We start from the raw sequence: 23773 nt of genomic DNA, 5'->3' as shown, positions 1-23773 counted from the left end.
TCCTCGTTTGCGACCAAGTGATTGGAAGCCGGCCGGCCAGTTAAGCCGGTCCGCTTCCAAAATGTATCAATCAACTGTTCCAACAGAAGCTTCTTTATCTGCGATTGGCAAGATGTTCAATGAATCCGCTGGCTGAAGATCTTCTTCTTCATCCAAATCGCGTAATTCGATTTCCTCGTCGTCAATCGTTAACATCTTAACATCCATACCTAAACTTTGAAGCTCTTTGATCAAAACTTTGAACGATTCAGGAACACTTGGTTCTGGCACGCTTTCGCCTTTGACAATTGCTTCATATGTTTTCACGCGTCCGACAACATCATCCGATTTCACAGTCAGGATTTCCTGAAGTGTATGGGCTGCCCCATAAGCTTCAAGAGCCCATACTTCCATCTCACCGAAGCGCTGTCCACCGAACTGGGCTTTACCGCCCAATGGCTGTTGCGTAACGAGCGAGTAAGGTCCTGTTGAACGGGCGTGCAATTTATCGTCGACCATGTGGGCAAGTTTGATCATGTACATAATCCCTACAGACACACGGTTGTCGAATGCTTCACCTGAACGGCCATCATAAAGGATGGTTTTTCCGTCGCGCGGCATGCCAGCTTCTTCCATTGTTTCCCATACATCTGCTTCATTGGCGCCGTCAAATACAGACGATGCCATATGAATTCCAAGCGAGCGTGAAGCCATACCTAAGTGAAGCTCCAAAACTTGCCCAATGTTCATACGTGATGGTACACCAAGAGGATTAAGCATGATATCTACAGGTGTTCCGTCTGGCATAAATGGCATATCTTCCTCAGGAAGAATACGTGAGATAACACCTTTGTTCCCGTGGCGTCCGGCCATTTTATCGCCGACTGAAATTTTACGTTTCTGAACGATATAAGCACGCACCAATTGGTTTACACCAGGTGGCAGCTCATCACCATCTTCGCGGTTGAAAATTTTCACATCAAGTACGATTCCGCCTGCTCCGTGTGGAACACGAAGAGAAGTATCGCGTACTTCACGCGCTTTTTCCCCGAAGATTGCATGCAATAAACGTTCTTCAGCTGTCAATTCAGTTACTCCTTTTGGAGTTACTTTGCCGACTAAGATGTCGCCGTCTTTCACTTCGGCCCCTACACGGATAATTCCCCGGTCGTCCAAGTTGCGCAATGCATCTTCGCCGACGTTCGGGATGTCACGTGTGATTTCTTCTGGCCCAAGTTTCGTATCACGAGAATCTGACTCGTACTCTTCAATATGGACAGAAGTATAGACGTCATCTTTCACAAGTCGTTCGCTCATGATGATCGCATCTTCATAGTTAAAGCCATCCCAAGTCATGAATGCAACTAGGACGTTGCGTCCAAGCGCCATTTCACCGCGTTCCATTGAAGGTCCATCAGCTAAGATATCGCGAGGCGAAACCCGGTCCCCGACTTTTACAATCGGTCGCTGGTTATAGCTTGTCCCTTGGTTGGAACGGACAAATTTCTGCAATTTATAAGCAGTAAGGTCGCCCTTCACTTCTTTGCCATCTATTTCTTCAATGCGGCGCACTTTAATTTCGCGTGCTTCAACGGATTCTACAATCCCTTCAAACTTGGCGATAACTGCTGCACCTGAATCTCTTGCAGCCAAATGCTCCATGCCCGTGCCGACGAAAGGCGCTTCAGGGTTTAATAGAGGAACTGCTTGACGCTGCATGTTCGCTCCCATCAATGCTCGGTTGGAGTCATCGTTTTCAAGGAACGGGATACAAGCTGTTGCTACCGAAACAACCTGCTTCGGCGAAACATCCATATAATCGATGCGTTCACGTTTAAGCAATGTGTTTTCACCGCGGAAACGGGCCACCACTTCATCTTCTACAAAAGAACCGTCATCATTTAATCGCGAATTAGCCTGAGCTACTACGTAATTATCTTCTTCATCGGCAGTCAAATAGTCGATTTGAGGTGTTACAATGCCTGTTTCTGGATCTACACGGCGGTAAGGCGTTTCGATAAAGCCGAATTTATTCACTTTAGCGAATGTTGATAATGTATTGATCAAACCGATATTTGGCCCCTCAGGCGTTTCAATCGGACACATGCGTCCATAATGAGAGTAATGGACGTCACGTACTTCGAATCCAGCGCGCTCACGCGTCAAACCACCGGGTCCTAATGCAGAAAGTCGGCGTTTATGCGTCAATTCGCCCAATGGATTTGTTTGATCCATGAACTGGGAAAGCTGAGAGCTTCCGAAGAATTCTTTGATGGAAGCAATTACCGGGCGGATATTAATCAATTGCTGCGGCACGATCGCTTGCGTGTCGTTGATCGACATACGCTCACGCACAACGCGTTCCATACGGGATAAACCGATGCGGAATTGGTTTTGCAGCAACTCCCCTACTGAACGGAGACGTCGGTTTCCAAGATGATCGATATCATCCGTGTTTCCAACTCCGTAAAGTAGGTTAAAGAAGTAACTAATAGAAGAAATGATATCGGCTGGCGTTACATGCTTGATCTTGTCTTCAATGTAAGCGTTGCTGATAACATTGATTTCTTTTTGAGTTTCATCATTCGGCGCGTAGATCTTCACAGATTGCAATGTAACATCGCCTTCTAGGACTCCGCCATTTTGGGTAACTGAATGGAAATTAACTCCAGCTTCCAAGTAAGGGATCAAGCGATCTAGGACACGGCGATCGATTAGCGTGCCTGCTTCAACCAGGATTTCACCCGTTTCCGGATCAACCAGCGTCTCAGCAATAGTCTGATTAAAGAGACGGTTTTTGATGTGAAGCTTTTTGTTCATTTTGTAGCGGCCGACATTTGCAAGGTCATAGCGTTTTGGGTCGAAGAAGCGTGAGTAAAGTAAGCTCTTAGCGCTTTCGACTGTTGGCGGCTCTCCAGGGCGGAGGCGCTCGTAAATTTCAAGAAGCGCTTTTTCAGTGCTTTCTGTATTGTCTTTTTCAAGCGTGTTTTGCAGGTATTCGTTGTCCCCAAGCAATTCGATGATCTCCTGGTCGGATCCGAAGCCCAATGCTCTTAAAAGTACAGTAACTGGCAATTTACGCGTGCGGTCGATTCTGACATAGACTACGTCTTTTGCGTCAGTTTCATATTCAAGCCATGCGCCGCGGTTAGGAATAACCGTTGCTCCAAAGCCTCTTTTACCGTTTTTGTCTGTTTTGTCGTGGAAGTAAACACTTGGTGAACGCACTAATTGAGAAACGATGACGCGCTCTGCGCCATTGATGACAAAAGTACCTGTTTCCGTCATTAATGGGAAATCGCCCATAAAGACATCTTGTTCTTTTACTTCGTCTGTTTCTTTGTTGTGGAGACGCACTTTTACGCGAAGTGGAGCCGCATATGTGACGTCGCGTTCTTTCGATTCAGAAACTGGATACTTTGGTTCTGCGAGACTGTAATCTACAAACTCGAGTGAAAGATTTCCAGTGAAATCTTCAATCGGCGAGATATCTCGGAACATTTCGCGCAGCCCTTCTTCGAGGAACCACTCATAAGACGCTGATTGAATTTCAATCAGGTTAGGAAGATCGAGCACTTCTTTAATTCTCGAAAAACTTCTACGTTGACGATGTTGCCCGTACTGAACTAGTTGACCTGCCAACTTATTCACCCCTCAATAAAACGATTATAGGTCTTTGCGATTTTCACCGGATGGTGTATGATATCGAAAAGACAAAAAGAAAACGAGGCTAAACAATAGCTCATTTTCGGTATACCCGTGATTTGCTCTGTCGCCATGCCAAGCCCCAAAAAGGGCAAACGACCTCAAAATAATAATTTTGCATTTCATTATAATAACACAAGGGATTTGTCAAGTCAAACTTTTCTGGCTTCGAAAATAAAGTAACCCTTCTTCTTGTCAGCCTGCCGGCAATTGCCGAAAAGTCCCTCTAATTTCTCCTGCGTCGAAGGCGCACCCTGCTTTTTCTGGATAACCACCCACAGGGATCCACCACTTTCCAGCTTCTCAAATGCTTCTTCGTAAAAACGGAATATCGTATCTTTTCCCGCACGTATCGGCGGGTTGGTCAAGATCGCCGAAAAGCCTTCCGCCTCAACAGCAGCCAGTCCGTCACTTTCATAAATCCGAACATTGGTCGCTCCATTTTTCTCTGTATTCTTTTTAGCCAATTCAATGGCGCGTGCATTCACGTCTACCATATGAACTTCTTTGTGGGGAATTGTTTTGGCGATGGCCATTCCGATCGGCCCGTATCCGCAGCCGACATCGAGAATTGGCCCGTTCAAGTCCGAATCTTTAAATGCTTCGATCAGCAGCCGCGAGCCAAAATCGACCTCACCCTTACTGAACACACCCGCATCTGTCTGGAAATGAAATTCTTCGCCCCGCAATGTATATGTCCATTCTCGAGGATTGCTTTTTGTTTGAGGATTTTTGGAATAATAATGCTGTGACACAAGGAGTCCTCCTTACATTTATCAACTCAGCACAATGCCGCACCGGAATTTCCGGTTTTAAAAAGAAGAAAAAGCCCGTCGGTGAATACTGACGAGCTTCTTTCTTATTCAAAAGGTGTTGAAATTATTTAACTTCTACTGAAGCGCCAACTTCTTCAAGTTTGCCTTTTACTTCTTCAGCTTCTTCTTTAGTAACGCCTTCTTTGATTGCTTTAGGAGCTTCGTCAACTAGTGCTTTAGCTTCTTTCAAGCCTAGGCCAGTAACTTCGCGTACTGCTTTGATAACTTTGATTTTTTGATCGCCAGCAGCAGCTAGGATTACATCAAATTCAGTTTGTTCTTCTTCAGCAGCACCGCCAGCAGCAGCTGCAGCAACAGGAGCAGCAGCAGTTACGCCGAACTCTTCTTCGATTGCTTTTACAAGGTCGTTAAGTTGTAGAACTGTCATTTCTTTGATTGATTCTAAGATTTGTTCTTGTGTCATTATAGTTTCCTCCTATGGAAAGTTGATTTTTTTGTCGTGCTTATCCGGCTAACTTATTAAGCGCCTTGTTCTTCTTTTTGGTCTGCAACTGCTTTTGTAATAGCAGCAAAGTTGCGGACTGGAGCTTGAAGTACGCTGAGTAGCATAGAAAGTAGACCTTCGCGTGATGGAAGTTCTGCTAATGCTTTTACATCGTCAGCAGATGCAACAGTGCCTTCGATGATACCCGCTTTAATTTCAAGCGCTTCGTTCTTTTTAGCGAAATCGTTGATGATTCTCGCTGGAGCTACTACATCTTCGTTAGAAAATGCAATTGCGTTTGGTCCTGTCAAGTGTTCGTTGATCGCTTCAAGACCGTGCATTTCTGTCGCACGGCGAGTCATTGAGTTTTTGTAAACTTTAAACTCAACGCCTGCTTCACGAAGCTGTTTACGAAGTTCTGTTACTTGTGCAACATTCAAACCGCGGTAATCAACAACTACAACAGAAGCTGCAGCATTGAATTTATCAGCGATTGTCTGCACGACAACTTTTTTCGTTTCAACTGCTTTGCTCATTTTGGCACCTCCTATAGATTTTTCAATTCGTACCGTCAGCCCATAAGAAAAGCCTCTGGTCTATACAGACACAGAGGCATAATATCAGCATCAAAAAGATGTCAACTGAATTCATCATGTCCTCGGCAGGGATAAATTAAGCGGCTGGCGCCCCTGCTGTCTGCGGTACAAATATGCATTTCACAACTTCGCAATTATAGCAACGCGGAAATGGTTTGTCAAACTCTTATTTTCCTACAGTAGAAGTATCCACTTTAATAGCAGGTCCCATTGTAGTTGTTACGTTTAGGGATTTGATGTATACGCCTTTAGCAGCCGATGGCTTAGCTTTAAGGACAACATCATAGATCGCTTCCAAGTTTTCAGCAAGTTTGCCGTCTTCGAAAGAAACTTTCCCGATTGGCGCATGGATGATACCCGTTTTATCTGCACGGTATTCCACTTTACCAGCTTTGATTTCTTGAACAGCTTTTGTTACATCAAATGTAACTGTGCCTGTTTTCGGGTTTGGCATTAAGCCTTTTGGCCCTAAAACGCGCCCAAGTTTACCAACTTCACCCATCATGTCAGGAGTTGCTACGATAACATCGAAGTCAAACCATCCTTGTTGGATTTTCTGGATATATTCAGCATCGCCGACGAAATCTGCGCCAGCTGCTTCAGCTTCTTTAAGTTTTTCGCCTTTAGCGAAAACCAATACGCTTTGAGTTTTACCAGTACCATTCGGAAGCACTACTGCTCCACGGATTTGCTGGTCGTTCTTGCGCGTGTCGATTCCAAGACGGAAAGCCACTTCTACTGTTGCATCGAAGTTTACTGTGCTTGCTTTTTTAGCAAGTTCGATCGCTTCTTTAGCTTCGTAAAGTTTTGTACGGTCGATCAATTTTGCTGCATCTTGCAGCCTTTTGCCTGTTTTAGCCATTTTAAACGTCCTCCTTGTTGTGGTCTAACGGTTTAAACCTCCCACGATTAAAGGCTGCGCGGTTCATATTGAACTCACGCAACCCATCCAAAAACAACTGCTGTATTAGTCTTCGATTGTAATGCCCATGCTGCGAGCAGTACCTTCAACCATCAACATTGCAGCTTCAACTGAAGCAGCATTTAGATCTGGCATTTTAGTTTCTGCGATTTCGCGAACTTTGTCGCGTTTTACAGTCGCTACTTTATTGCGGTTCGGTTCGCCTGAACCTGATTCAATACCGGCTGCTACTTTAAGTAGAACAGCTGCGGGTGGAGTTTTCGTAATGAATGTAAATGAACGATCTTCAAATACTGAAATCTCAACTGGAATGATCAGTCCTGCTTGATCTGCCGTACGCGCGTTGAACTCTTTACAGAAGCCCATGATGTTAACACCTGCTTGACCCAATGCTGGACCAACCGGTGGCGCTGGATTAGCTTTTGCTGCAGGGATCTGCAATTTTACAACTTTAATAACTTTTTTAGCCACGAAACACACCTCCTTAAGTCCGTGATGTGGTAATAGGGTTTCCCCTCCCACTCAATATCTCTGTCAACTATGTTGATAGAATTAATTAGCTTGTACAAATTGTCTGATGACAGTCTGACCTATGAAATAATACCACTTCCCTAAGAGAATAGCAAGGGGTATTTAAATTTTATGGGCCTGCTCGAAATCAAGTTCCATTTTTGTTTCACGGCCAAAGATATCGATCGACACTTTGACTTTGCCCTTTGTTTCGTCGATTTCTTCGACTTTCCCTTGGAAGTTCGCAAATGGCCCTTCCATGACTTCAACGGTATCGCCCACTGCAAAGTCGATATCCACTTTGCGCGCAGCCATGCCCATCTGTTTCAGGATGAAATCGACTTCCTCATCTAAAAGCGGCGTTGGCTTCGCGCCACCGCCCGATGAACCGATAAAGCCGGTTACGCCCGGCGTATTGCGCACAACATACCAAGACTCATCCGTCATGATCAATTCAACCAGCACGTAACCCGGGAAGGTTTTGCGCATGACCGTGCGTTTTTTGCCATCTTTGAAATCTGTTTCTTGTTCTTCCGGGATGATGACGCGGAAGATCTTGTCTTGCATGCCCATTGTTTCGACACGTTTTTCCAAATTCGCCTTCACTTTGTTCTCATATCCGGAATACGTGTGGACCACATACCAGTTTTTCTCCATATTCGTTCGGACTAAACGTCCGTCCCTCCTTTTTTCACCAAATGAAAAAACCCGTTCTCAACTGCTGACGGGCTATTTTTGACATGTTATTGTTGTTGATCCTTTAGAGTGCCAAGAACCAGCGGAATAATTCCGAGATGCCTGAATCAATCAATGCGAAGAAAAGCGCCATGAAGATGACTGTTGAAAGAACCACTATCGTATAGCGTGTTAGTTCTTTGCGTTTAGGCCAGCTAACTTTTCTCATTTCCGAAACGACGTTCTTAAAGAAACTGCCAATGTTGCCCATTGTTTAAAAAACCTCCGAAAATTTAAAATCACTCTATATCGTTCGGCATTCACTTAATATTCATATCGTTTGTTTATGCACGGTATGCCCATTGCAATGAGCACAGGATTTATTAAGTTCCAAACGTGTGCTAGGTTCCGAACGCGCCGGAACCGTATAATTGCAGGATGCACATTTCGAGCAGCTTAAACGATTTTTTTAGCCATATTTCTTCACCCTATTCGAGTTTTCAGCTTTTTCCAGATTAGCATCTAAAAAGTAACCTGTCAACAGCGTCAGGACGTCTGTGTCTCATCCAGCTGAAGATGCCGCTCCAATTTGCGCTTGACTCGTTGCAGCGCATTGTCGATGGATTTGACGTGGCGTTCTAATTTTTCTGAAATTTCCTGATAGGATTGTCCGTCGAGATACAGCGCCAGCACTTCCCGTTCGAGGTTGCTAAGCACTTCCCCCATTTTTGCTTCCATGTACATGAACTCTTCGTTGTTAATCATCAATTCTTCAGGATCATCCACGCCGTTGCCTGTCAGCACATCCATCAAAGTGCGATCTGATTCCTCATCGTAGATCGGTTTATCCAATGAAACATAGGAATTCAGCGGAATATGTTTTTGGCGGGTCGCCGTTTTGATCGCCGTGATGATCTGGCGGATGATGCACAATTCGGCAAACGCACGGAACGACGATAATTTATCGCTGCGGAAATCACGGATCGCCTTGTATAAACCGATCATCCCTTCCTGGATGATGTCTTCCTTATCGGCGCCGATCAGAAAGTAAGAACGCGCTTTCATGCGGACAAAATGCCGATATTTCGTAATTAAATAATCCAAGGCCTCAGTATTTCCGCTGTGGACTAAGCTGACAAGTTCCTCATCTGACATTTTTGTGAATCGTTGGGCTTGAACTTGCTCATGATTTACCACGGCTATCCCTCCGGTTGCGAGCCTCGATATCCTCAGTATACAGGAAGCAAAAATTGAGCGTCAACCTATCATTTCTGTCCCCTGCGCCATTTTTCGAAAATTTCAGCTATTTCATCAGACAGCAGGATCTTTGAGAAAGCGCGCTGCTCCTGGATTTCTTTTACTTTTTTTGTAATATCTCGCTTTATTTCTTCTGTTTCAATTTCCAGCTCCCGAGCCGAAATTCTTAGCGCGCCTTTGCCGAAAATCACCCGTTGCTCGGTCATATCCGATGTCGCGACGTAAATCTGGTCACGCCGGTTGCCAAGACTGTCCGCCAGCTTTTCGATTCGTTCATCGGCCGTCTCGCTTTCCCGGGTAAAAATCACTTCTATATCATGGCGCCGGTCTTTTGCTTCGATGCCAGGCACCAGGTGGGCATCAAAAACGATGATGACCCGCCATCCCTTATAGCTCTGGTATTCCGCCATGCGCTCAATCAGCCGATCTCTGGCATCCGCCAACTTATCTTTTTTCAGTTTCTGCAGTTCCGGCCAATCCCCAATGATGTTATACCCATCCACCAGTAGAATGTCCATTGCCTCAACCTAGTGGATTGCGCTTTCTGTAGACTTCGTACATCAGAAGGCTAGCAGCGACAGACGCATTGAGCGACGTGACATGCCCGACCATCGGCAGCTGGTAAAGGAAATCGCATTTATCGCGCAGCAGGCGGCTCATGCCTTTGCCTTCGCTGCCAATGACGACGGCAAGCGGCAATTTAGCGTCCATTGTCCGGTAATCAGCAGATTCCTTCGCATCTGTACCGGCAATCCACAGGCCACGCTTTTTCAATTCATCAACGGTTTGCGATAAATTATTGACCCGTACCACCGGCACATGCTCGATCGCACCGGTTGAGGATTTTGCAACAACCGCCGTCAACCCGACTGCCCGGCGCCTCGGAATAATCAAGCCGTGGACACCGATAGCATCCGCGGTGCGCATGATCGACCCCAAATTATGCGGATCTTCAAGTTCATCGAGAATGAGAAAGAACGGATCTTCAGAGCGGCTTACCGCCGCTTCGAACAAGTCATCCAGCTCTGCATAATTATAGGCCGCTACTGCTGCCGCGATTCCTTGGTGGTTGGAATCAGTCAGGCTGTCGATTTTTTTCTTCGGCACGAATTGCACCAAGACTTTTTTCTCTTTAGCCAGTTCCAATATTTCCATGATGCCTTTTTTCTGAACGCCTTCAGCAATCCAGATTTTATTGACATCGCGGTCGGCGCGCAACGCTTCCAGTACAGGATTTTTGCCGCCGATGATTTCTGGCGTTAGTTCTTCGCTCATTTGACCACTCCTCTCAACTCTTCAACAATCTCGATGGCGTAGCGAATGACCTCGCCTGTCCGCTCCTGCCGTTCTTTCAAATACAGCCAGCCCAGAACCGCTTCGAACGCGGTACTGAAATTATAGGTCTGGACGTCGGTATTTTTGGGCACGGAGCCTGATTTGGCGTTGCGGCCGCGCCGCATGACCGCCAATTCCTCTTCCGTTAAAAAACCTTCTTCCGTCAACCGTTTCAGCACCATTGCCTGAGCTTTTGCCGAGACGAACGTCGTCGCCTGGCGGTGAAGCGTATTCGGTTTAACGCGCCCTGAGCGCAGCAAATGTTCGCGCACTGCCTGCTCATAGACAGCGTCCCCCATATAGGCGAGCGCAAGCCCGTTCAGCTGGTCGACATCTTGGTTCCGTAACACATTCATGCTGTCACCCCCGCTTCCAACGCGTGCCTTGCGCTGTATCTTCCAAAATGATGCTTTTCTCTTTGAACAAATCGCGGATTTCATCGGCACGGGCAAAATTGCGATTCTTGCGCGCTTCGATCCGTTCCGCAAGCAGCGCTTCGACTTCTTCGTCCAATAATTCTTCCTGCTCGTTGAACGGCAGCCCAAGAACACCCGCTAATTCGTCGAACATCGCGATAAATGCCGAAAGCACTTGCGTTGATGTCTGCTTTTCCAGTAAATACGTATTCGACAGCTTCGACAAATCAAAAAGCTTTGAAATGGCATTTGCTGTATTAAAATCGTCATCCATCGTTTCAAGGAACTCCGCTTTGATGCCGTCCATTTTTGACAGCCAAATGTCCGAATGGTCCCCGAGGTCGGCGGACGCTTGCAAGCGATGCTTTAAATTGGCGTATGCCGTGCGCAGGCGGTCCAATGCTGCAATGGCATCTTCCACTAATTGCTGCGAATAGTTGATCGGATGTCGGTAATGCACGGACAGCATGAAGAATCGCAGCACTTGGGCATCGAGCTCTTTCAGGATGTCGTTGACCAACACGTAATTATTCAGTGATTTGGACATTTTTTCATTGTCGATATTGATATAGCCATTGTGCATCCAGTAGCGTGCAAACGGTTTGCCTGTCAGCGCTTCCGACTGTGCGATTTCGTTTTCGTGGTGCGGGAACGTCAAATCCTGTCCGCCGGCATGGATGTCGATTGTGTCGCCGAGGTGCTCGCGCGCCATCACTGAGCATTCGATGTGCCAGCCTGGACGTCCCTGGCCCCATGGGCTTTCCCAAGAAATTTCGCCAGGCTTGGCCGTTTTCCACAGCACAAAGTCCAAAGCATCTTCTTTTTTGTCGCCCGTTTCGATGCGCGCACCGATTTTCAGCTCGTCGACCGATTGATGCGACAATTTGCCGTAGCCTTCGAATTTGCGGGTGCGGTAATAAACATCGCCTTGCGACTCATAGGCATAGCCTTTTTCGATCAGCACTTTAATGAAATCGACAATCTGCGGCATATGGCCCGTTACACGGGGATGGACATCTGCTTCGCTGCAGCCCAACGCTTTCGTATCTTCAAAATAGGCACCGATGAACCGCTCAGCCACTTCCGGCACTTCTACGCCAAGTTCCTTGGCCGCCTTGATTAGCTTGTCATCGACATCCGTGAAATTAGACACATACGTTACGTCATAGCCGCGGTATTCCAAGTAGCGGCGTACGGTATCATAGACGATGACCGGACGCGCGTTGCCAATGTGGATGTAATTATAGACGGTCGGCCCGCACACATACATCTTTACTTTTCCCGCTTCTAACGGAATAAACGCCTCTTTTTGGCGTGACAATGAATTAAAAATTTGGATCGTCATTGAAGTTCCCCTGCTTTCTTTTGAGCATTTTTCAGTTGTTCCACTTCGCGCTGCAGCGCAGCAATCTTCATTTCCATGCTGTCGCATTTGTCCATGACCGGATCCGGCATGTTCTGGTGGTTCAAGTCCGGCTTCACTTTGACGCCGTCTTGCATGACCACTTTGCCTGGAATTCCGACAACGGTCGAATTCGGCGGAACATTCTTCAAAACCACCGAACCGGCACCCACTTTGGAATTAGCGCCGATGACAATCGAACCGAGCACTTTCGCGCCGGTCGCGACCAGCACGCCGTCTTCTAATGTCGGATGGCGTTTGCCGCGTTCTTTCCCAGTCCCGCCAAGTGTGACGCCTTGGTACAGCGTCACGTCATTGCCGATAATGCATGTCTCGCCGATCACTACGCCCATGCCGTGGTCAATGAAGACCCGGCGGCCGATGACCGCGCCCGGGTGAATTTCGATGCCCGTGAAAAAACGGCTGATCTGAGAGATGGCCCGTGCGATAAAAAATAACTTATTTTTGAAAAAGAAATGAGCCAGCCGGTGCAACCAAATGGCATGGAGGCCTGCATACGTCAGAATGACTTCCGGGTAGCTGCGGGCGGCCGGATCTTGTTCAAAAATAACATCAATGTCTTCTTTCAATAACTTCCACATCTTCTTAACTCCTTCCTAACCTAGGGCAAAATAAAAAGCGCCCCTGTCAAATTAATGACAGAGACGCATAATTGCGCGGTTCCACTCTGATTAGAAGGGCTGTGCCTTCTCTCTCGAAGCCTTTAACGCAGGCGGCACGTCTGGTCTACTTGATTCGACTCAGCACTCAGAGAGGCATTTCCGTGCCGCAGAGGCCCAGACCCCTTTCAGCCGGTGGAGGTCTTCTCTAAAGAGCGTGCGCACGTACTTCTTCTCGTCAACGTTTTGGTAATAGTAGATTTATTGTACCTCTTTTTTAGCAGAAGTCAATTTAAGCGCTTGCGAACTGGGCAACACGGGCAATCGTTTTGTCTTTGCCGAGCAACGAAATGGCATCCGGCAATTCAGGTCCGTGCATTTGGCCCGTCGTGACAATGCGGATCGGCATAAAAAGATTTTTCCCTTTGTGGCCTGTCGCTTTTTGCACTGCTTTGATCGACGCTTTGATGTCAGCCGCTTCAAAGCTTTCCAAGTTTTCCAACTGCTCTTTGAAAGAAGCCATCACTTCCGGCACTTGTTCGCCGGCAAGCACCGCTTTTTCATCTTCCTCGAACGTCAGTTCATCAACGAAGAACACTTCGGTCAATTCCGTGATCTCAGCGCCATAGCTCAATTGCTCATGATACAGGGCAATCAGCTTTTCAGCCCATTCGGCTTGTTCCGGTGTCAACTCTTCAGGCAGCTTGCCCGATTTTTGCAGATGCGGAAGCGCCAAGGCGACCACTTCTTCCAGCGTCATTTGCTTGATGTACTGGTTATTCATCCAAGTTAACTTCTGTTTATCGAACATCGATGCCGATTTGGAAAGGCGGTTCACATCGAAAATGCGGATCAGCTCTTCTTTCGAGAAGATCTCTTCTTCCCCTTCCGGAGACCAGCCAAGAAGTGAGAAGAAATTGAACAACGCTTCAGGAATAAATCCAAGATCCTTGTATTGGGATATGAACTGGATAATCGATTCATCGCGTTTCGACAGTTTTTTGCGGTCTTCATTGACGATCAATGTCATATGGCCGTAAGTTGGGTAATCCCAGCCGAATGCGTCAAATATCATCATCTGTTTCGGTGTGTTCGACAAATGCTCTTCTCCGCGGAAGACATGTGAGATTTCCATCAAATGGTCATCTACGACAACTGCGAAATTATAGGTCGGGATGCCGTTCGTTTTCACGAGTACCCAGTCACCGACGTCCTTCGACTCGAATGATACCGGCCCGCGGACCAGATCCTCAAACTCATACGTTACGTTAGCTGGCACTTTCATGCGCAAAGTATGGGAAAGGCCGGCAGCTTCTTTTTCAGCTACTTGTTCAGCAGTTAAGTTGCGGCATGTCCCAACGTATTGAGGAGCAGCAATGCCTGCAGCTTTTTGGACTTCGCGTTCTGCTTCTAATTTTTCAGGCGTACAGAAGCATTTATAAGCATTTCCTTGTTCAAGCATTTGGCCAGCGTATTTCTTGTAGATGTCTAGGCGCTCCATCTGTCGGTACGGACCGTATTCGCCGCCGATATCAACCGACTCATCGTATTCGATGCCAAGCCATTTCAAATTGTCTAGCTGCGAGGTTATTCCGGTTTCGATATTCCGTGCAATGTCGGTATCCTCGATCCGGACGATAAATTTGCCGTTATTATGGCGTGCATATAAATAATTGAACAACGCTGTGCGTGCTCCTCCGATATGCAAATGGCCAGTCGGGCTCGGAGCGTAGCGTACGCGTACTTCTTGTGTCATGTATATTTCCTCCTCATTTGAATAACAATATCCTTTATTCTATCATTCTGGAACGTCCAGCGAAAGCGGGCGCTGCACCAGTAAAATCACAGCCAGCGCTGCGATGCCTTCTTCACGGCCCGTAAATCCTAGATGCTCCGAAGTCGTCGCTTTAACGTTGACTTGCGACACATCTGCTTCCAGCAAGCGGGCAATCGATTCGCGCATCTGCTCAATATACGGCGCCAATTTCGGTTTCTGCGCGATGACGGTGCAATCGACATTGCCCAGTTCATAGCCTTGTTCTTTTACATATTGCCAAATATGCGACAGCAGTTTTTTTGAATCCGCGTCCTTGAATTCAGGGTCCGTATCCGGAAAATGCTTGCCGATATCGCCTCCGCAAATCGCGCCAAGCGCAGCGTCCGTAATCGTGTGCAACAGCACATCCGCATCCGAATGCCCAAGCAATCCTTTAACATGGGGAATTTCAATGCCGCCTAAGATGAACGGCCGCCCTTCTACTAATTGATGCACATCATATCCCTGTCCAATTCGAATCATTTCAATTCCTCCTGTATCCGGCTCTCCAAAATGGCTTTGCCATAAATCAAGTCTTCCGGAGTAGTCATTTTCACATTTTCATAGGTGCTTTCAATAATATGTACCGGATGGCCGAGGCGCTCTACGAGCATCGCTTCATCCGTACCGATAAAACCGGCTTCGTTTGCCGATTGTGCCGCCTCAAGCATAAGCTCATAAGTGAACGCTTGCGGCGTCTGAATCATCCACAGCTGTTCCCGGTCTACAGTCTCCGTAATAATGCCATTCGCCGCTTTTTTGATGGTATCTTTCACCGGGACCGCAGCAATCGCCGCCCCTTTTTGAGCCGCTTCCTGTACCAGACTGGCGATGACGCGAGGCGCAATGAATGGCCGCGCCGCGTCATGCACCAATACAACACCGCAAGGCGGAATCGCTTCAAGACAAGCTCTGACACTGTCTTGACGCTCCATTCCGCCTTGTGCATAGCCTTTTACTTTCGTAATGCCGTAATCCGCAACATAGCGTTCAATTACACTGCGCTCTTCTTCTTTTACCGCAAGCCAAATCGCGTCACATTGCGGATCATTCTGAAAGACTTCAAGCGTGTAAACGAAAATCGGTTTGCCGAAAAGCTCCAGCAATAATTTGTTTTTCTCTGCCTTCATCCGTTTTCCACTGCCCGCAGCAGGCAAGACCACTGTATAGTTCATATTGCGACATCCTTTATCCATTCATTGAGGCTTGGCGCCCCTCACGCGGTTTCGCAAAAATCATGCGGCCCGCCGATGTTTGCAGCACACTCGTCACCGTCACATTAATGGCTTGGCCGATATAGCCTTTGCCGTCTTCAATGACAATCATCGTGCCGTCATCTAAATAAGCTACGCCTTGATTTTGTTCTTTGCCGTCTTTGATCACGACAACGTGCATATCTTCACCCGGAATGACAACCGGCTTCACAGCATTCGCCAAATCATTGATGTTCAGCACCGGCACATTGTGCAATTCGCAGACTTTATTCAAATTGAAGTCGTTTGTTACTACTTGCCCGCCCATTTTCTTCGCAGCGCGCATCAATTTCATATCAACTTCAGCGACTTCATCGTAATTTTCTTCGGTAATCACAATCGCACCTTCACGCTCAGCCTGGAGGCGTTTCAAAATGTCCAAGCCGCGGCGGCCGCGTGTCCGTTTTAGCGTATCCGATGAATCCGCGATATGCTGCAATTCCGACAACACGAAATGTGGTACGACAAACGTACCTTCCATAAAACCGGTAGCTGAAATGTCCGCGATCCGGCCATCGATGATGACACTCGTATCAAGCAATTTATAGGACATGTTTTTTACAGGCTCTTCAGGTTCCGCCTTTTTATGGTTCGTCATAATGCGCTGAGGCGTCAGCATGCCGACCATTTCTTCCCGCTTCTTAAAGCCAACTTGGAACCCTAAATACCCGAGCACCACAGACAGAATAATTGGAGCTGCCGTAGCGACAATCGGGATATCGATGGTGTTCAAGGCGAATCCGATCAGGAAAGCCACCACCAATCCGATGATAAGCCCTACCGTACCGAACAATAGATCCGGAGTCGGTGCATGGAGCAATTTCTCTTCCATCCACCTCACAAATTTAACAATCGAATCCGCAAACAATAATGACAATAAAAAGAATACAAGGGCGCCGATCAAAGCAAATACGATGGCATTATTAATCCACGGGCTGTCGGGAATGGGAATAAGTTCAAAAACATAGGGCAAAAATATGATTCCGACGGTAGCGCCAATCAGTAAAAATAAAATCTGGATAATTCTCTTTAACATGGACTCCACCTCCTTTTAAATAATTATACACGTTTTGTAATGGAAACGCTGTGTTCGGCTTTACAGTAAAGAAAAAGAGGGCAATGCGCCCTCTTACTGCTGTGGGAATATTTCTTTCAATGCATCGTTGACACTTTCGACGCCGACTACCCGGATTCCTTCCGGATAATCCCAGCCTCCCAGATTCGAAGCCGGAATGATAGCGCGTTTAAAGCCGAGCTTAGCCGCTTCCTGAACACGCTGCTCAATGCGCGATACCCGCCGCACTTCACCGGTCAATCCGACCTCTCCGATGATGCAGTCATAGACGTTCGGCGCAATATCCCGGTAGCTGGAAACAATACTCGCCAGCACAGCCAAATCAATGGCCGGTTCATCCAGTTTGACGCCTCCGGCCACTTTGATATAAGCGTCCTGTGACTGCAGCAGCATACCCACCCGTTTTTCAAGGACCGCCATCAATAACGAAATCCGGTTTTGGTCGATGCCAGTTGCCATCCGTTTCGGATAATTGAAGCTCGACTGCGTTACCAGCGCCTGGATTTCTACCAGAATCGGCCGCGTGCCTTCCATCGAAGCGACGACGGTCGACCCTGCCGCTCCGCTCGAGCGTTCCTGAAGGAAGAGTTCCGACGGGTTCAACACTTCCACTAACCCGCTTTGCAGCATTTCAAAAATCGCGATTTCATTTGTCGAGCCGAAGCGGTTTTTGACGCTGCGCAAAATCCGGTACGTATGGTGCCGCTCGCCTTCAAAATAAAGCACCGTATCCACCATGTGCTCCAAAATACGCGGTCCTGCAATCTGCCCTTCTTTTGTAACATGGCCAACCAGGAAAATCGCGATATTTTTGGTTTTAGCAATGCGCATCAATTCGGCGGTACTTTCTCGCACTTGGGTCACACTGCCTGGTGCGGACGTCACTTCCGGATGATACACGGTCTGGATGGAATCGATAATGACAAAATCAGGTGCCACATCTTCAATTGTATGATTGATCAGTTCCAGATTCGTTTCCGCATAAATGAATAATTCCGGCGACGCAGCGTCTAAGCGCTCCGCGCGCAGCTTCGTTTGGCGGATCGATTCTTCTCCCGAAATATACAATACCCGGTTGCCATTATTCGCAAGCATCGCAGACACTTGAAGAAGCAGCGTCGATTTTCCGATCCCCGGATCACCACCAATGAGCACGAGCGAACCCGGCACAATGCCGCCGCCGAGAACCCGGTTCATCTCGCCCATTTTCGTATCCACCCGCGGTTCATCCTGCGTTTCGATTGAGTTGATCGGTGTGGCTTTTTGAGGTACAGAAGCCGAATGCTGGAATGCGCCGCGCGTACCTTTAGGCACTGCCATTTCGACTTCTTCCACCATTTGGTTCCACTCGCCGCAGTTTGGGCATTTGCCCATCCATTTCGCTGATTCATAGCCGCATGATTGACAGATGAATTTCGACTTTTTCTTAGCCATGACTCTCTCCCTTTCCATATAAAAACCGCCCGCCGAAAATCCGGCGAGCGGAATGATTATTCTTTTATTCCTTGATATCCGCCGTTGTGCGAACGATAAATTCGTCATTTTCTACATCGAATACGATATGTTGCCCCGCAATTGCCGTACCTTTCAATAATTCTTCAGACAAGCGGTCTTCAACGTGTTTTTGAAGAGAACGGCGAAGTGGGCGGGCACCATATTCCGGATCATACCCTTCCTTCGCGATTTTTTCAAGCGCAGCGTCTGTCAGTTCCAAATCAATATGCTGTTGTTTCAAACGATCGACCAATTGCTGGGACATCAAGTTGACGATTTTGCGCAAATCTTCCCGTTCAAGAGAATGAAACACAATCATGTCGTCAATACGGTTTAAGAACTCCGGACGGAAAGCTTTTTTCAATTGGCCCAGCATTTTCGCTTTCATGTCCTTGTAATCCGTTTTCCCGTCCTGCAAATTGAATCCTACGTATTTATTGTATTTCAATTCTTCCGCACCAACATTGGATGTCATGATGATCACCGTGTTGCGGAAATCGACGCGTCGGCCTTTCGAATCAGTCAAACGTCCATCTTCGAGAACTTGCAACAGGATGTTGAAGACATCCGGATGCGCTTTTTCAATTTCATCTAGTAATATCACTGAATACGGTTTTCTACGGACTTTCTCCGTCAATTGGCCGCCTTCTTCATACCCGACGTAGCCCGGAGGCGAACCGACAAGGCGTGAAGTCGAATGTCTTTCCATATACTCGGACATGTCAATGCGGATCATCGCTTCTTCATCTCCGAACATCGCTTCTGCCAAAGCGCGGGCAAGTTCCGTTTTACCGACACCCGTAGGCCCAAGGAAAATGAACGAACCAATCGGGCGTTTCGGATCTTTCAAACCTGCACGCGCACGGCGGATCGCTTTGGAAATCGAAGTCACGGCTTCTTCTTGTCCGATTACGCGATTGTGGAGAAGATCTTCCAAATTCAATAATTTTTCAGTTTCTGTTTGTGCCAATTTAGAAACTGGAACGCCTGTCCACATAGAGACGACCGCTGCAATATCCTCAACCGTCACTTCAGACTCTTCTTTGCCTTGCTTTTCTTTCCACTCTTTCTTTGTTTTATCCAATTGATCTTTCAGCTTTTGCTCGGCATCGCGCAAAGAAGCAGCTTTTTCGAAAGCCTGGCTTTGGACAGCCGCATTCTTCTCATTGCGGGCAGATTCCAAGCGATCTTCCAACTCTTTCAAATCAGGTGGAGTCGTATACGAACGAAGACGGACTTTAGAACCCGCTTCGTCAATCAAATCAATCGCTTTATCCGGCAAGAAACGGTCAGAAATATATCGGTCGGACATGACCGCTGCCGCTTCAATAGCTTCGTCTGTAATTTTCACTCGGTGATGCGCTTCGTAACGGTCACGCAACCCTTTAATGATTAGAATGGATTCTGCCACTGTTGGCTCATCCACTTGAATCGGCTGGAACCGGCGCTCAAGGGCGGCATCTTTTTCGATGTATTTTCGGTACTCGTCCAATGTAGTAGCACCGATGCACTGCAACTCTCCGCGTGCCAATGACGGTTTCAGAATGTTCGAAGCATCAATTGCCCCTTCCGCTCCGCCTGCACCGATCAATGTATGAAGTTCATCGATAAACAGAATGACATTGCCCGCTTGGCGAATTTCGTCCATCACTTTTTTCAAACGATCTTCAAATTCACCGCGGTATTTCGTACCGGCAACAACGGTCCCCATATCAAGTACCATAACACGTTTGTCGCGCAGCGTTTCCGGTATTTCATTATTGACAATCTGCTGTGCCAATCCTTCGGCAATCGCTGTTTTACCAACACCTGGCTCACCAATCAACACCGGATTATTTTTCGTGCGGCGGCTCAACACTTCGATTACCCGTGTAATTTCCTTGCTGCGCCCAATGACCGGATCCAAACTGCCTTCGCGCGCCACTTGAGTCAAGTCGCGTGCCAGGCCATCAAGAGTCGGTGTATTCGCAGAAGCATTTGGGCTGCTTCCTGTATTTGAAGCCTGTTCGTTGCTTCCCAATAGCTGAAGCACTTGCTGGCGAGCTTTGTTCAAGCTGACGCCTGCATTGCCAAGTACCCGCGCAGCAACTCCTTCACCTTCGCGTATCAAGGCAAGCAGCAAATGCTCGGTCCCAATATAGGAATGGCCAAGCTTGCGTGATTCATCCACCGATAACTCGATGACTTTCTTCGCCCTCGGAGTATAATGGACAATCGGCCCTACATCTTTTTCGCCGACACCGACCAGTTCTTTAATGCCTTCTTCGATTAGTTGTGTATTAACATCAATTGCTTCTAGAGCTTTAGCAGCTATGCCGCCGCCCTCACGAATCAATCCAAGCAAAATATGTTCGGTCCCAATCGATTCGTGTTTCATGCGGATGGCTTCTTCTTGAGCTAGTTGAAGAACTTTTTGTGCGCGTTGTGTAAATCGATTAAACATCATGCAAAATCCTCTCCTTTGTTAGTTACACTATCCTTATTCAAACGCTCGCGGAATAATTTTGCGCGGGCAATATCTCTTTCAGTCGGCTGTAAAGGGCTGCCTGAATACTGCTGCAAAAATGCCGGCTGCATAAAAATCATCAATTCATTTAATATCGACATATCGATATCTTTAATTAATTTTAAATCGATGCCCAATCGGACATTCGATAAGCAAGTCGCCGCTTCCTCTGTAGACAACAATCTTGCATTGGCTAACGTACCGAGAGAGCGATACACCCGGTCTTCCAAAGCGACCGGCGAATTATTCAAAATCGCATCCCTCGCCCTGCGTTCTTGTTGAATGATTTGGTCGGTCATACTTTCCAAGTCTTGCAAAATTTCATATTCTGACTTGCCAAGCGTCATTTGATTGGAAATCTGGTATACATTGCCCAGCGCTTCGCTGCCTTCTCCGTAAATACCTCTCACAGCCATTCCTAAACGTGAGATTGCCGGAACGATCCGCGCGATTTGCTGTGACATTGTCAACGCTGGCAAATGCAGCATGACTGAAGCTCGCATTCCTGTTCCTGTATTAGTCGGGCAACTGGTCAAATAACCATATTTTTCGTGAAACGCATACGATAAATGCTGTTCCAATAGATTATCCAGGTCATTGGCCACCTGATACGTTTCTTTCAAATGGAACCCAGCCCGTAAACTTTGAATCCGCAAATGGTCTTCTTCATTTACCATTATACTAAGCTCTTCATTTTCCGAAAGAAGAACTGCGCCGGAATGGCTTTCCTTCACTAAGTATGGGCTGATCAAATGCTTTTCAATCAACACCTCTCGCTGGAGAGGAAGGATTTCCTGTATATCAATATGGGTGAATTCCAAGTTCAATTTACGTCCTTGGTCTATCAGCACCGATGAAATCGCCTTGTCTACTTTTAATGCTTCGTCTTCTGAAAACGAGTAAGGAAATTTAAAATCGCTTAAGTTACGGGCTAGCCGTATCCGGGTGCTCATTGCGATATCTGCATTTTCACTATCTGTTTCCATCCAACTGCTAGCTTTAGGCTGCAGAAAACGATCAATTTCCATCCGCCTCACCCCCTACAAGTTGGAGAGTAAGAGCCCTTACCTCATCACGCAGTTTTGCCGCTTCTTCAAAATCCTCATCGGCAATAGAAACTTGCATCTGTTTTCGTAATTCTTCTATCTCTTTTTTTATCTTTAAGGTACTGCCGTAAGCAGAAGGTATTTTACCTTCGTGCCTATAATTTCCATTATGGAGTCTCTTGAATATATTATCTAAATGATCTTCAAAAGCTTCGTAGCAAGTAGCACAACCGAATTTTCCGATTTCCATGAATTTAGAGAATGTGAATCCGCAATTCGGGCATACAGCTACTTCCTTTTTGACTGGATTAACAGAGGTTTTTTGGTTTGGAAACCAATTGGACAATAATTGGTGAATGGCCATAGGATCTTGCTCAAAAGTATAATTTAGATTATGGCTTTCAGCAGCACAGATTGGGCAAAGGTTGCGTTGGATTGTATTGCCATTCACATTTTGTTTGACGATCACAGAAGCCGGCCTTTTCCCGCATTGCTCACAAAACATTTGATCACCTCTCAAATACTCGACTGATATTTCAAAGTAAATAACATAGCGATTAGAATTCTCGCTCTTACCTCATCACGCGTCGGCAACGGCAGAAGCAGCGTCGCGCGATCGCTCGCACTCAGGATTAATTTCGCTTCCCTTTTAGAAATGATATCCTCGTTTAATAGCCTAAAAACAATATCTTCTGCCATGCTTTGAGAGGCACCTTGCTCCAAGCGTTTAATAACATCGGAAAGAACATCGGATTTCGTATGAAGCGTGATGCGCTTAATGCGGATATATCCGCCACCGCCTCTTTTGCTTTCTACGAGATAGCCGCGATCCGCTGTAAATCGAGTATTTATCACGTAATTTATTTGCGAAGGGACACATTGAAATCTTTCGGCGATTTCATTGCGTTTGATTTCAATATAGTCTCTTTCGCTTACTTCTATAATCCCTTTTAAATACCCTTCAATTATGTCCGAAATATTCCGCATCGCCATCACCTCTCAGGTACCTAATTAGTCTTTAATTGACTTTGACTATATTTGACTTAATTATACACTAAGCTTTTTAAGGATTTCAAATTCTACGATTTGAATAATACAATCAAAAAATGTCTCGAGACTAATTATCCCCGAGACATCATAAGTTATTCTTTATCCATAATCCGCTTTACAAAATCCTTAGTGTGGCTGGAAATCGATTTCGTATCTTCTTCGCAATATTTCGTTTTCCATTTAGTGCCTTCCCGCCAAACTTCTACGACATCTCCTTCAGCCACATCGTGTGTAAAATCGGAGACTGGAAAAGTAAATTGATCATCTTGTTTATTCAATGGAGTGAGCAGCGCAGTTCTTTTATCAATTGTTTCTACTTTATATAAACCTGGTTTCATGCATATCACCTCATTATCAGTTTTCCCAATGCGTGACGTTGTTAATCATTATGGTGCTTATTTTTAAAAATCTTATGATAAATTTCATCATTCAAGCTTTTAAAATTTTGAAAACAATTTGTTTCGATAACTTATGAAAAGGTGGGAAGTTCTTAGAAAATTTTAGAATAGAGGTTTTAATTTTCTTATTTCTATCCCTGTCTTTCAAATCCGGACACAAAAACTCTACCCTTCTGACAATTGTGCTATATATGACAATGAAGGTACATTTTAATTTATTCAATTGAAAAATCTATTAAAATTTCGATTTATTCTTTATGGCATTCATGCCACTATTGCAATAGCGAATAACTTTTGATCAAAGGACCGTTAGGCGCTCAGTGATCCGGACAATGTCCAGACGCACAAAAAAACCGCTGCCGGTTAAGGCAACGGTTTTCTTTCTCTAGACCAGCGACGTCCTACTCTCACAGGGGGAAACCCCCAACTACCATCGGCGCAAAAGAGCTTAACTGCCG

Annotated in this window: 24 protein-coding genes, 1 rRNA gene, 1 pseudogene and 2 other annotated features; all 26 genes and pseudogenes read right to left on the bottom strand. The window is 46.4% G+C overall.

All coding sequences use genetic code 11. The features are described 5' to 3' along the window. Positions 1 to 66: 66 nt before the first annotated feature. Positions 67 to 3621, bottom strand: coding sequence for a DNA-directed RNA polymerase subunit beta (rpoB, locus tag AC4EHJ_RS16365; RefSeq protein WP_490976669.1), 3555 nt, complete (start codon positions 3619 to 3621; stop codon positions 67 to 69). A 215-nt stretch (positions 3622 to 3836) separates the two neighbouring features. Beyond that, positions 3837 to 4439, bottom strand: coding sequence for a class I SAM-dependent methyltransferase (locus AC4EHJ_RS16360; protein ID WP_490976668.1), 603 nt, complete (start codon positions 4437 to 4439; stop codon positions 3837 to 3839). Between the two features lie 124 nt (positions 4440 to 4563). Continuing rightward, on the bottom strand, positions 4564 to 4923 hold the full coding sequence (rplL, locus tag AC4EHJ_RS16355) for a 50S ribosomal protein L7/L12 (protein WP_490976667.1): 360 nt from the start codon (positions 4921 to 4923) through the stop codon (positions 4564 to 4566). Positions 4924 to 4979: 56 nt separating this feature from the next. Next, positions 4980 to 5480, bottom strand: coding sequence for a 50S ribosomal protein L10 (gene rplJ / locus AC4EHJ_RS16350; protein ID WP_490976666.1), 501 nt, complete (start codon positions 5478 to 5480; stop codon positions 4980 to 4982). Positions 5481 to 5516: 36 nt separating this feature from the next. Next, positions 5517 to 5664, bottom strand: a sequence feature (ribosomal protein L10 leader region). 42 nt (positions 5665 to 5706) lie between these two features. After that, on the bottom strand, positions 5707 to 6402 hold the full coding sequence (rplA, locus tag AC4EHJ_RS16345) for a 50S ribosomal protein L1 (protein WP_490976665.1): 696 nt from the start codon (positions 6400 to 6402) through the stop codon (positions 5707 to 5709). A gap of 105 nt (positions 6403 to 6507) precedes the next feature. Continuing rightward, a complete protein-coding gene (gene rplK / locus AC4EHJ_RS16340; RefSeq protein WP_033542812.1) occupies positions 6508 to 6933 on the bottom strand; it encodes a 50S ribosomal protein L11 in 426 nt (141 codons plus the stop codon). 162 nt (positions 6934 to 7095) lie between these two features. Then, positions 7096 to 7629 (bottom strand): transcription termination/antitermination protein NusG, encoded by a 534-nt coding sequence (gene nusG / locus AC4EHJ_RS16335; protein WP_135500609.1) that lies wholly within the window; start codon positions 7627 to 7629, stop codon positions 7096 to 7098. Between the two features lie 103 nt (positions 7630 to 7732). Continuing rightward, a complete protein-coding gene (gene secE, locus AC4EHJ_RS16330; RefSeq protein WP_135500608.1) occupies positions 7733 to 7918 on the bottom strand; it encodes a preprotein translocase subunit SecE in 186 nt (61 codons plus the stop codon). A 60-nt stretch (positions 7919 to 7978) separates the two neighbouring features. Next, positions 7979 to 8053, bottom strand: a pseudogene (gene rpmG, locus AC4EHJ_RS16325) (50S ribosomal protein L33); the annotation flags it as partial. A 140-nt stretch (positions 8054 to 8193) separates the two neighbouring features. Then, the gene (gene sigH, locus AC4EHJ_RS16320) at positions 8194 to 8844 is read right to left on the bottom strand and encodes an RNA polymerase sporulation sigma factor SigH (protein ID WP_490976664.1); all 651 of its coding nucleotides are present in this window, start codon (positions 8842 to 8844) and stop codon (positions 8194 to 8196) included. A gap of 68 nt (positions 8845 to 8912) precedes the next feature. Further along, on the bottom strand, positions 8913 to 9422 hold the full coding sequence (locus tag AC4EHJ_RS16315; RefSeq protein ID WP_490976663.1) for an NYN domain-containing protein: 510 nt from the start codon (positions 9420 to 9422) through the stop codon (positions 8913 to 8915). 4 nt (positions 9423 to 9426) lie between these two features. Continuing rightward, positions 9427 to 10179: a 23S rRNA (guanosine(2251)-2'-O)-methyltransferase RlmB gene (gene rlmB / locus AC4EHJ_RS16310; protein WP_490976662.1), complete on the bottom strand. Its 753-nt coding sequence runs from the start codon at positions 10177 to 10179 to the stop codon at positions 9427 to 9429. Next, positions 10176 to 10595, bottom strand: coding sequence for a Mini-ribonuclease 3 (locus tag AC4EHJ_RS16305; RefSeq protein WP_490976661.1), 420 nt, complete (start codon positions 10593 to 10595; stop codon positions 10176 to 10178). Before AC4EHJ_RS16305 ends, rlmB begins: the two co-directional genes overlap by 4 nt. Before the next feature lie 4 nt (positions 10596 to 10599). After that, a complete protein-coding gene (gene cysS, locus AC4EHJ_RS16300) occupies positions 10600 to 12000 on the bottom strand; it encodes a cysteine--tRNA ligase (protein ID WP_490976660.1) in 1401 nt (466 codons plus the stop codon). Beyond that, complete coding sequence (gene cysE / locus AC4EHJ_RS16295) at positions 11997 to 12659, bottom strand: serine O-acetyltransferase (RefSeq protein WP_490976659.1); 663 nt, start codon at positions 12657 to 12659, stop codon at positions 11997 to 11999. The genes cysS and cysE overlap by 4 nt, the downstream gene beginning before the upstream one ends. A 56-nt stretch (positions 12660 to 12715) precedes the next feature. After that, positions 12716 to 12928, bottom strand: a binding site (T-box leader). A gap of 41 nt (positions 12929 to 12969) precedes the next feature. Continuing rightward, positions 12970 to 14433, bottom strand: coding sequence for a glutamate--tRNA ligase (gene gltX / locus AC4EHJ_RS16290; protein WP_490976658.1), 1464 nt, complete (start codon positions 14431 to 14433; stop codon positions 12970 to 12972). Between the two features lie 42 nt (positions 14434 to 14475). After that, complete coding sequence (gene ispF, locus AC4EHJ_RS16285; protein WP_490976657.1) at positions 14476 to 14976, bottom strand: 2-C-methyl-D-erythritol 2,4-cyclodiphosphate synthase; 501 nt, start codon at positions 14974 to 14976, stop codon at positions 14476 to 14478. Further along, on the bottom strand, positions 14973 to 15668 hold the full coding sequence (gene ispD / locus AC4EHJ_RS16280) for a 2-C-methyl-D-erythritol 4-phosphate cytidylyltransferase (RefSeq protein WP_490976656.1): 696 nt from the start codon (positions 15666 to 15668) through the stop codon (positions 14973 to 14975). Before ispD ends, ispF begins: the two co-directional genes overlap by 4 nt. A 13-nt stretch (positions 15669 to 15681) precedes the next feature. After that, complete coding sequence (locus AC4EHJ_RS16275; protein ID WP_135500597.1) at positions 15682 to 16782, bottom strand: PIN/TRAM domain-containing protein; 1101 nt, start codon at positions 16780 to 16782, stop codon at positions 15682 to 15684. Between the two features lie 93 nt (positions 16783 to 16875). Further along, positions 16876 to 18255 carry a DNA repair protein RadA gene (radA, locus tag AC4EHJ_RS16270; protein ID WP_490976655.1) on the bottom strand — a complete coding sequence of 460 codons (1380 nt, stop codon included), beginning with the start codon at positions 18253 to 18255 and terminating at the stop codon, positions 16876 to 16878. Positions 18256 to 18319: 64 nt separating this feature from the next. Next, complete coding sequence (locus tag AC4EHJ_RS16265) at positions 18320 to 20761, bottom strand: ATP-dependent Clp protease ATP-binding subunit (RefSeq protein WP_490976654.1); 2442 nt, start codon at positions 20759 to 20761, stop codon at positions 18320 to 18322. Beyond that, positions 20758 to 21849, bottom strand: a complete 1092-nt coding sequence (gene mcsB / locus AC4EHJ_RS16260) for a protein-arginine kinase McsB (protein WP_490976653.1) — start codon at positions 21847 to 21849, stop codon at positions 20758 to 20760. The genes AC4EHJ_RS16265 and mcsB overlap by 4 nt, the downstream gene beginning before the upstream one ends. Continuing rightward, the gene (locus AC4EHJ_RS16255) at positions 21839 to 22336 is read right to left on the bottom strand and encodes a UvrB/UvrC motif-containing protein (RefSeq protein WP_490976652.1); all 498 of its coding nucleotides are present in this window, start codon (positions 22334 to 22336) and stop codon (positions 21839 to 21841) included. Before AC4EHJ_RS16255 ends, mcsB begins: the two co-directional genes overlap by 11 nt. 47 nt (positions 22337 to 22383) lie before the next feature. Then, positions 22384 to 22854, bottom strand: coding sequence for a CtsR family transcriptional regulator (locus AC4EHJ_RS16250; protein ID WP_490976651.1), 471 nt, complete (start codon positions 22852 to 22854; stop codon positions 22384 to 22386). 155 nt (positions 22855 to 23009) lie between these two features. After that, a complete protein-coding gene (locus tag AC4EHJ_RS16245; RefSeq protein WP_490976650.1) occupies positions 23010 to 23255 on the bottom strand; it encodes a hypothetical protein in 246 nt (81 codons plus the stop codon). A gap of 448 nt (positions 23256 to 23703) precedes the next feature. Continuing rightward, positions 23704 to 23773, bottom strand: a 5S ribosomal RNA gene (rrf, locus tag AC4EHJ_RS16240); the annotation flags it as partial.

The sequence above is a fragment of the Planococcus sp. TJ-301 genome (genome assembly GCF_058268475.1).
This window is presented reverse-complemented; position numbering and strand designations above follow the sequence as displayed.

What these genes read in the sequence shown, in the direction of transcription:
- rplL (WP_490976667.1), bottom strand. Translation starts at nt 4,923, where the DNA reads ATGACACAAGAACAAATCTTAGAATCAATCAAAGAAATGACAGTTCTA.
- rplJ (WP_490976666.1), bottom strand. Translation starts at nt 5,480, where the DNA reads ATGAGCAAAGCAGTTGAAACGAAAAAAGTTGTCGTGCAGACAATCGCT.
- rplA (WP_490976665.1), bottom strand. Translation starts at nt 6,402, where the DNA reads ATGGCTAAAACAGGCAAAAGGCTGCAAGATGCAGCAAAATTGATCGAC.
- nusG (WP_135500609.1), bottom strand. Translation starts at nt 7,629, where the DNA reads ATGGAGAAAAACTGGTATGTGGTCCACACGTATTCCGGATATGAGAAC.
- secE (WP_135500608.1), bottom strand. Translation starts at nt 7,918, where the DNA reads ATGGGCAACATTGGCAGTTTCTTTAAGAACGTCGTTTCGGAAATGAGA.
- AC4EHJ_RS16315 (WP_490976663.1), bottom strand. Translation starts at nt 9,422, where the DNA reads ATGGACATTCTACTGGTGGATGGGTATAACATCATTGGGGATTGGCCG.
- rlmB (WP_490976662.1), bottom strand. Translation starts at nt 10,179, where the DNA reads ATGAGCGAAGAACTAACGCCAGAAATCATCGGCGGCAAAAATCCTGTA.
- AC4EHJ_RS16305 (WP_490976661.1), bottom strand. Translation starts at nt 10,595, where the DNA reads ATGAATGTGTTACGGAACCAAGATGTCGACCAGCTGAACGGGCTTGCG.
- cysS (WP_490976660.1), bottom strand. Translation starts at nt 12,000, where the DNA reads ATGACGATCCAAATTTTTAATTCATTGTCACGCCAAAAAGAGGCGTTT.
- cysE (WP_490976659.1), bottom strand. Translation starts at nt 12,659, where the DNA reads ATGTGGAAGTTATTGAAAGAAGACATTGATGTTATTTTTGAACAAGAT.
- gltX (WP_490976658.1), bottom strand. Translation starts at nt 14,433, where the DNA reads ATGACACAAGAAGTACGCGTACGCTACGCTCCGAGCCCGACTGGCCAT.
- ispF (WP_490976657.1), bottom strand. Translation starts at nt 14,976, where the DNA reads ATGATTCGAATTGGACAGGGATATGATGTGCATCAATTAGTAGAAGGG.
- ispD (WP_490976656.1), bottom strand. Translation starts at nt 15,668, where the DNA reads ATGAACTATACAGTGGTCTTGCCTGCTGCGGGCAGTGGAAAACGGATG.
- AC4EHJ_RS16275 (WP_135500597.1), bottom strand. Translation starts at nt 16,782, where the DNA reads ATGTTAAAGAGAATTATCCAGATTTTATTTTTACTGATTGGCGCTACC.
- radA (WP_490976655.1), bottom strand. Translation starts at nt 18,255, where the DNA reads ATGGCTAAGAAAAAGTCGAAATTCATCTGTCAATCATGCGGCTATGAA.
- AC4EHJ_RS16265 (WP_490976654.1), bottom strand. Translation starts at nt 20,761, where the DNA reads ATGATGTTTAATCGATTTACACAACGCGCACAAAAAGTTCTTCAACTA.
- mcsB (WP_490976653.1), bottom strand. Translation starts at nt 21,849, where the DNA reads ATGGAAATTGATCGTTTTCTGCAGCCTAAAGCTAGCAGTTGGATGGAA.
- AC4EHJ_RS16250 (WP_490976651.1), bottom strand. Translation starts at nt 22,854, where the DNA reads ATGCGGAATATTTCGGACATAATTGAAGGGTATTTAAAAGGGATTATA.
- AC4EHJ_RS16245 (WP_490976650.1), bottom strand. Translation starts at nt 23,255, where the DNA reads ATGAAACCAGGTTTATATAAAGTAGAAACAATTGATAAAAGAACTGCG.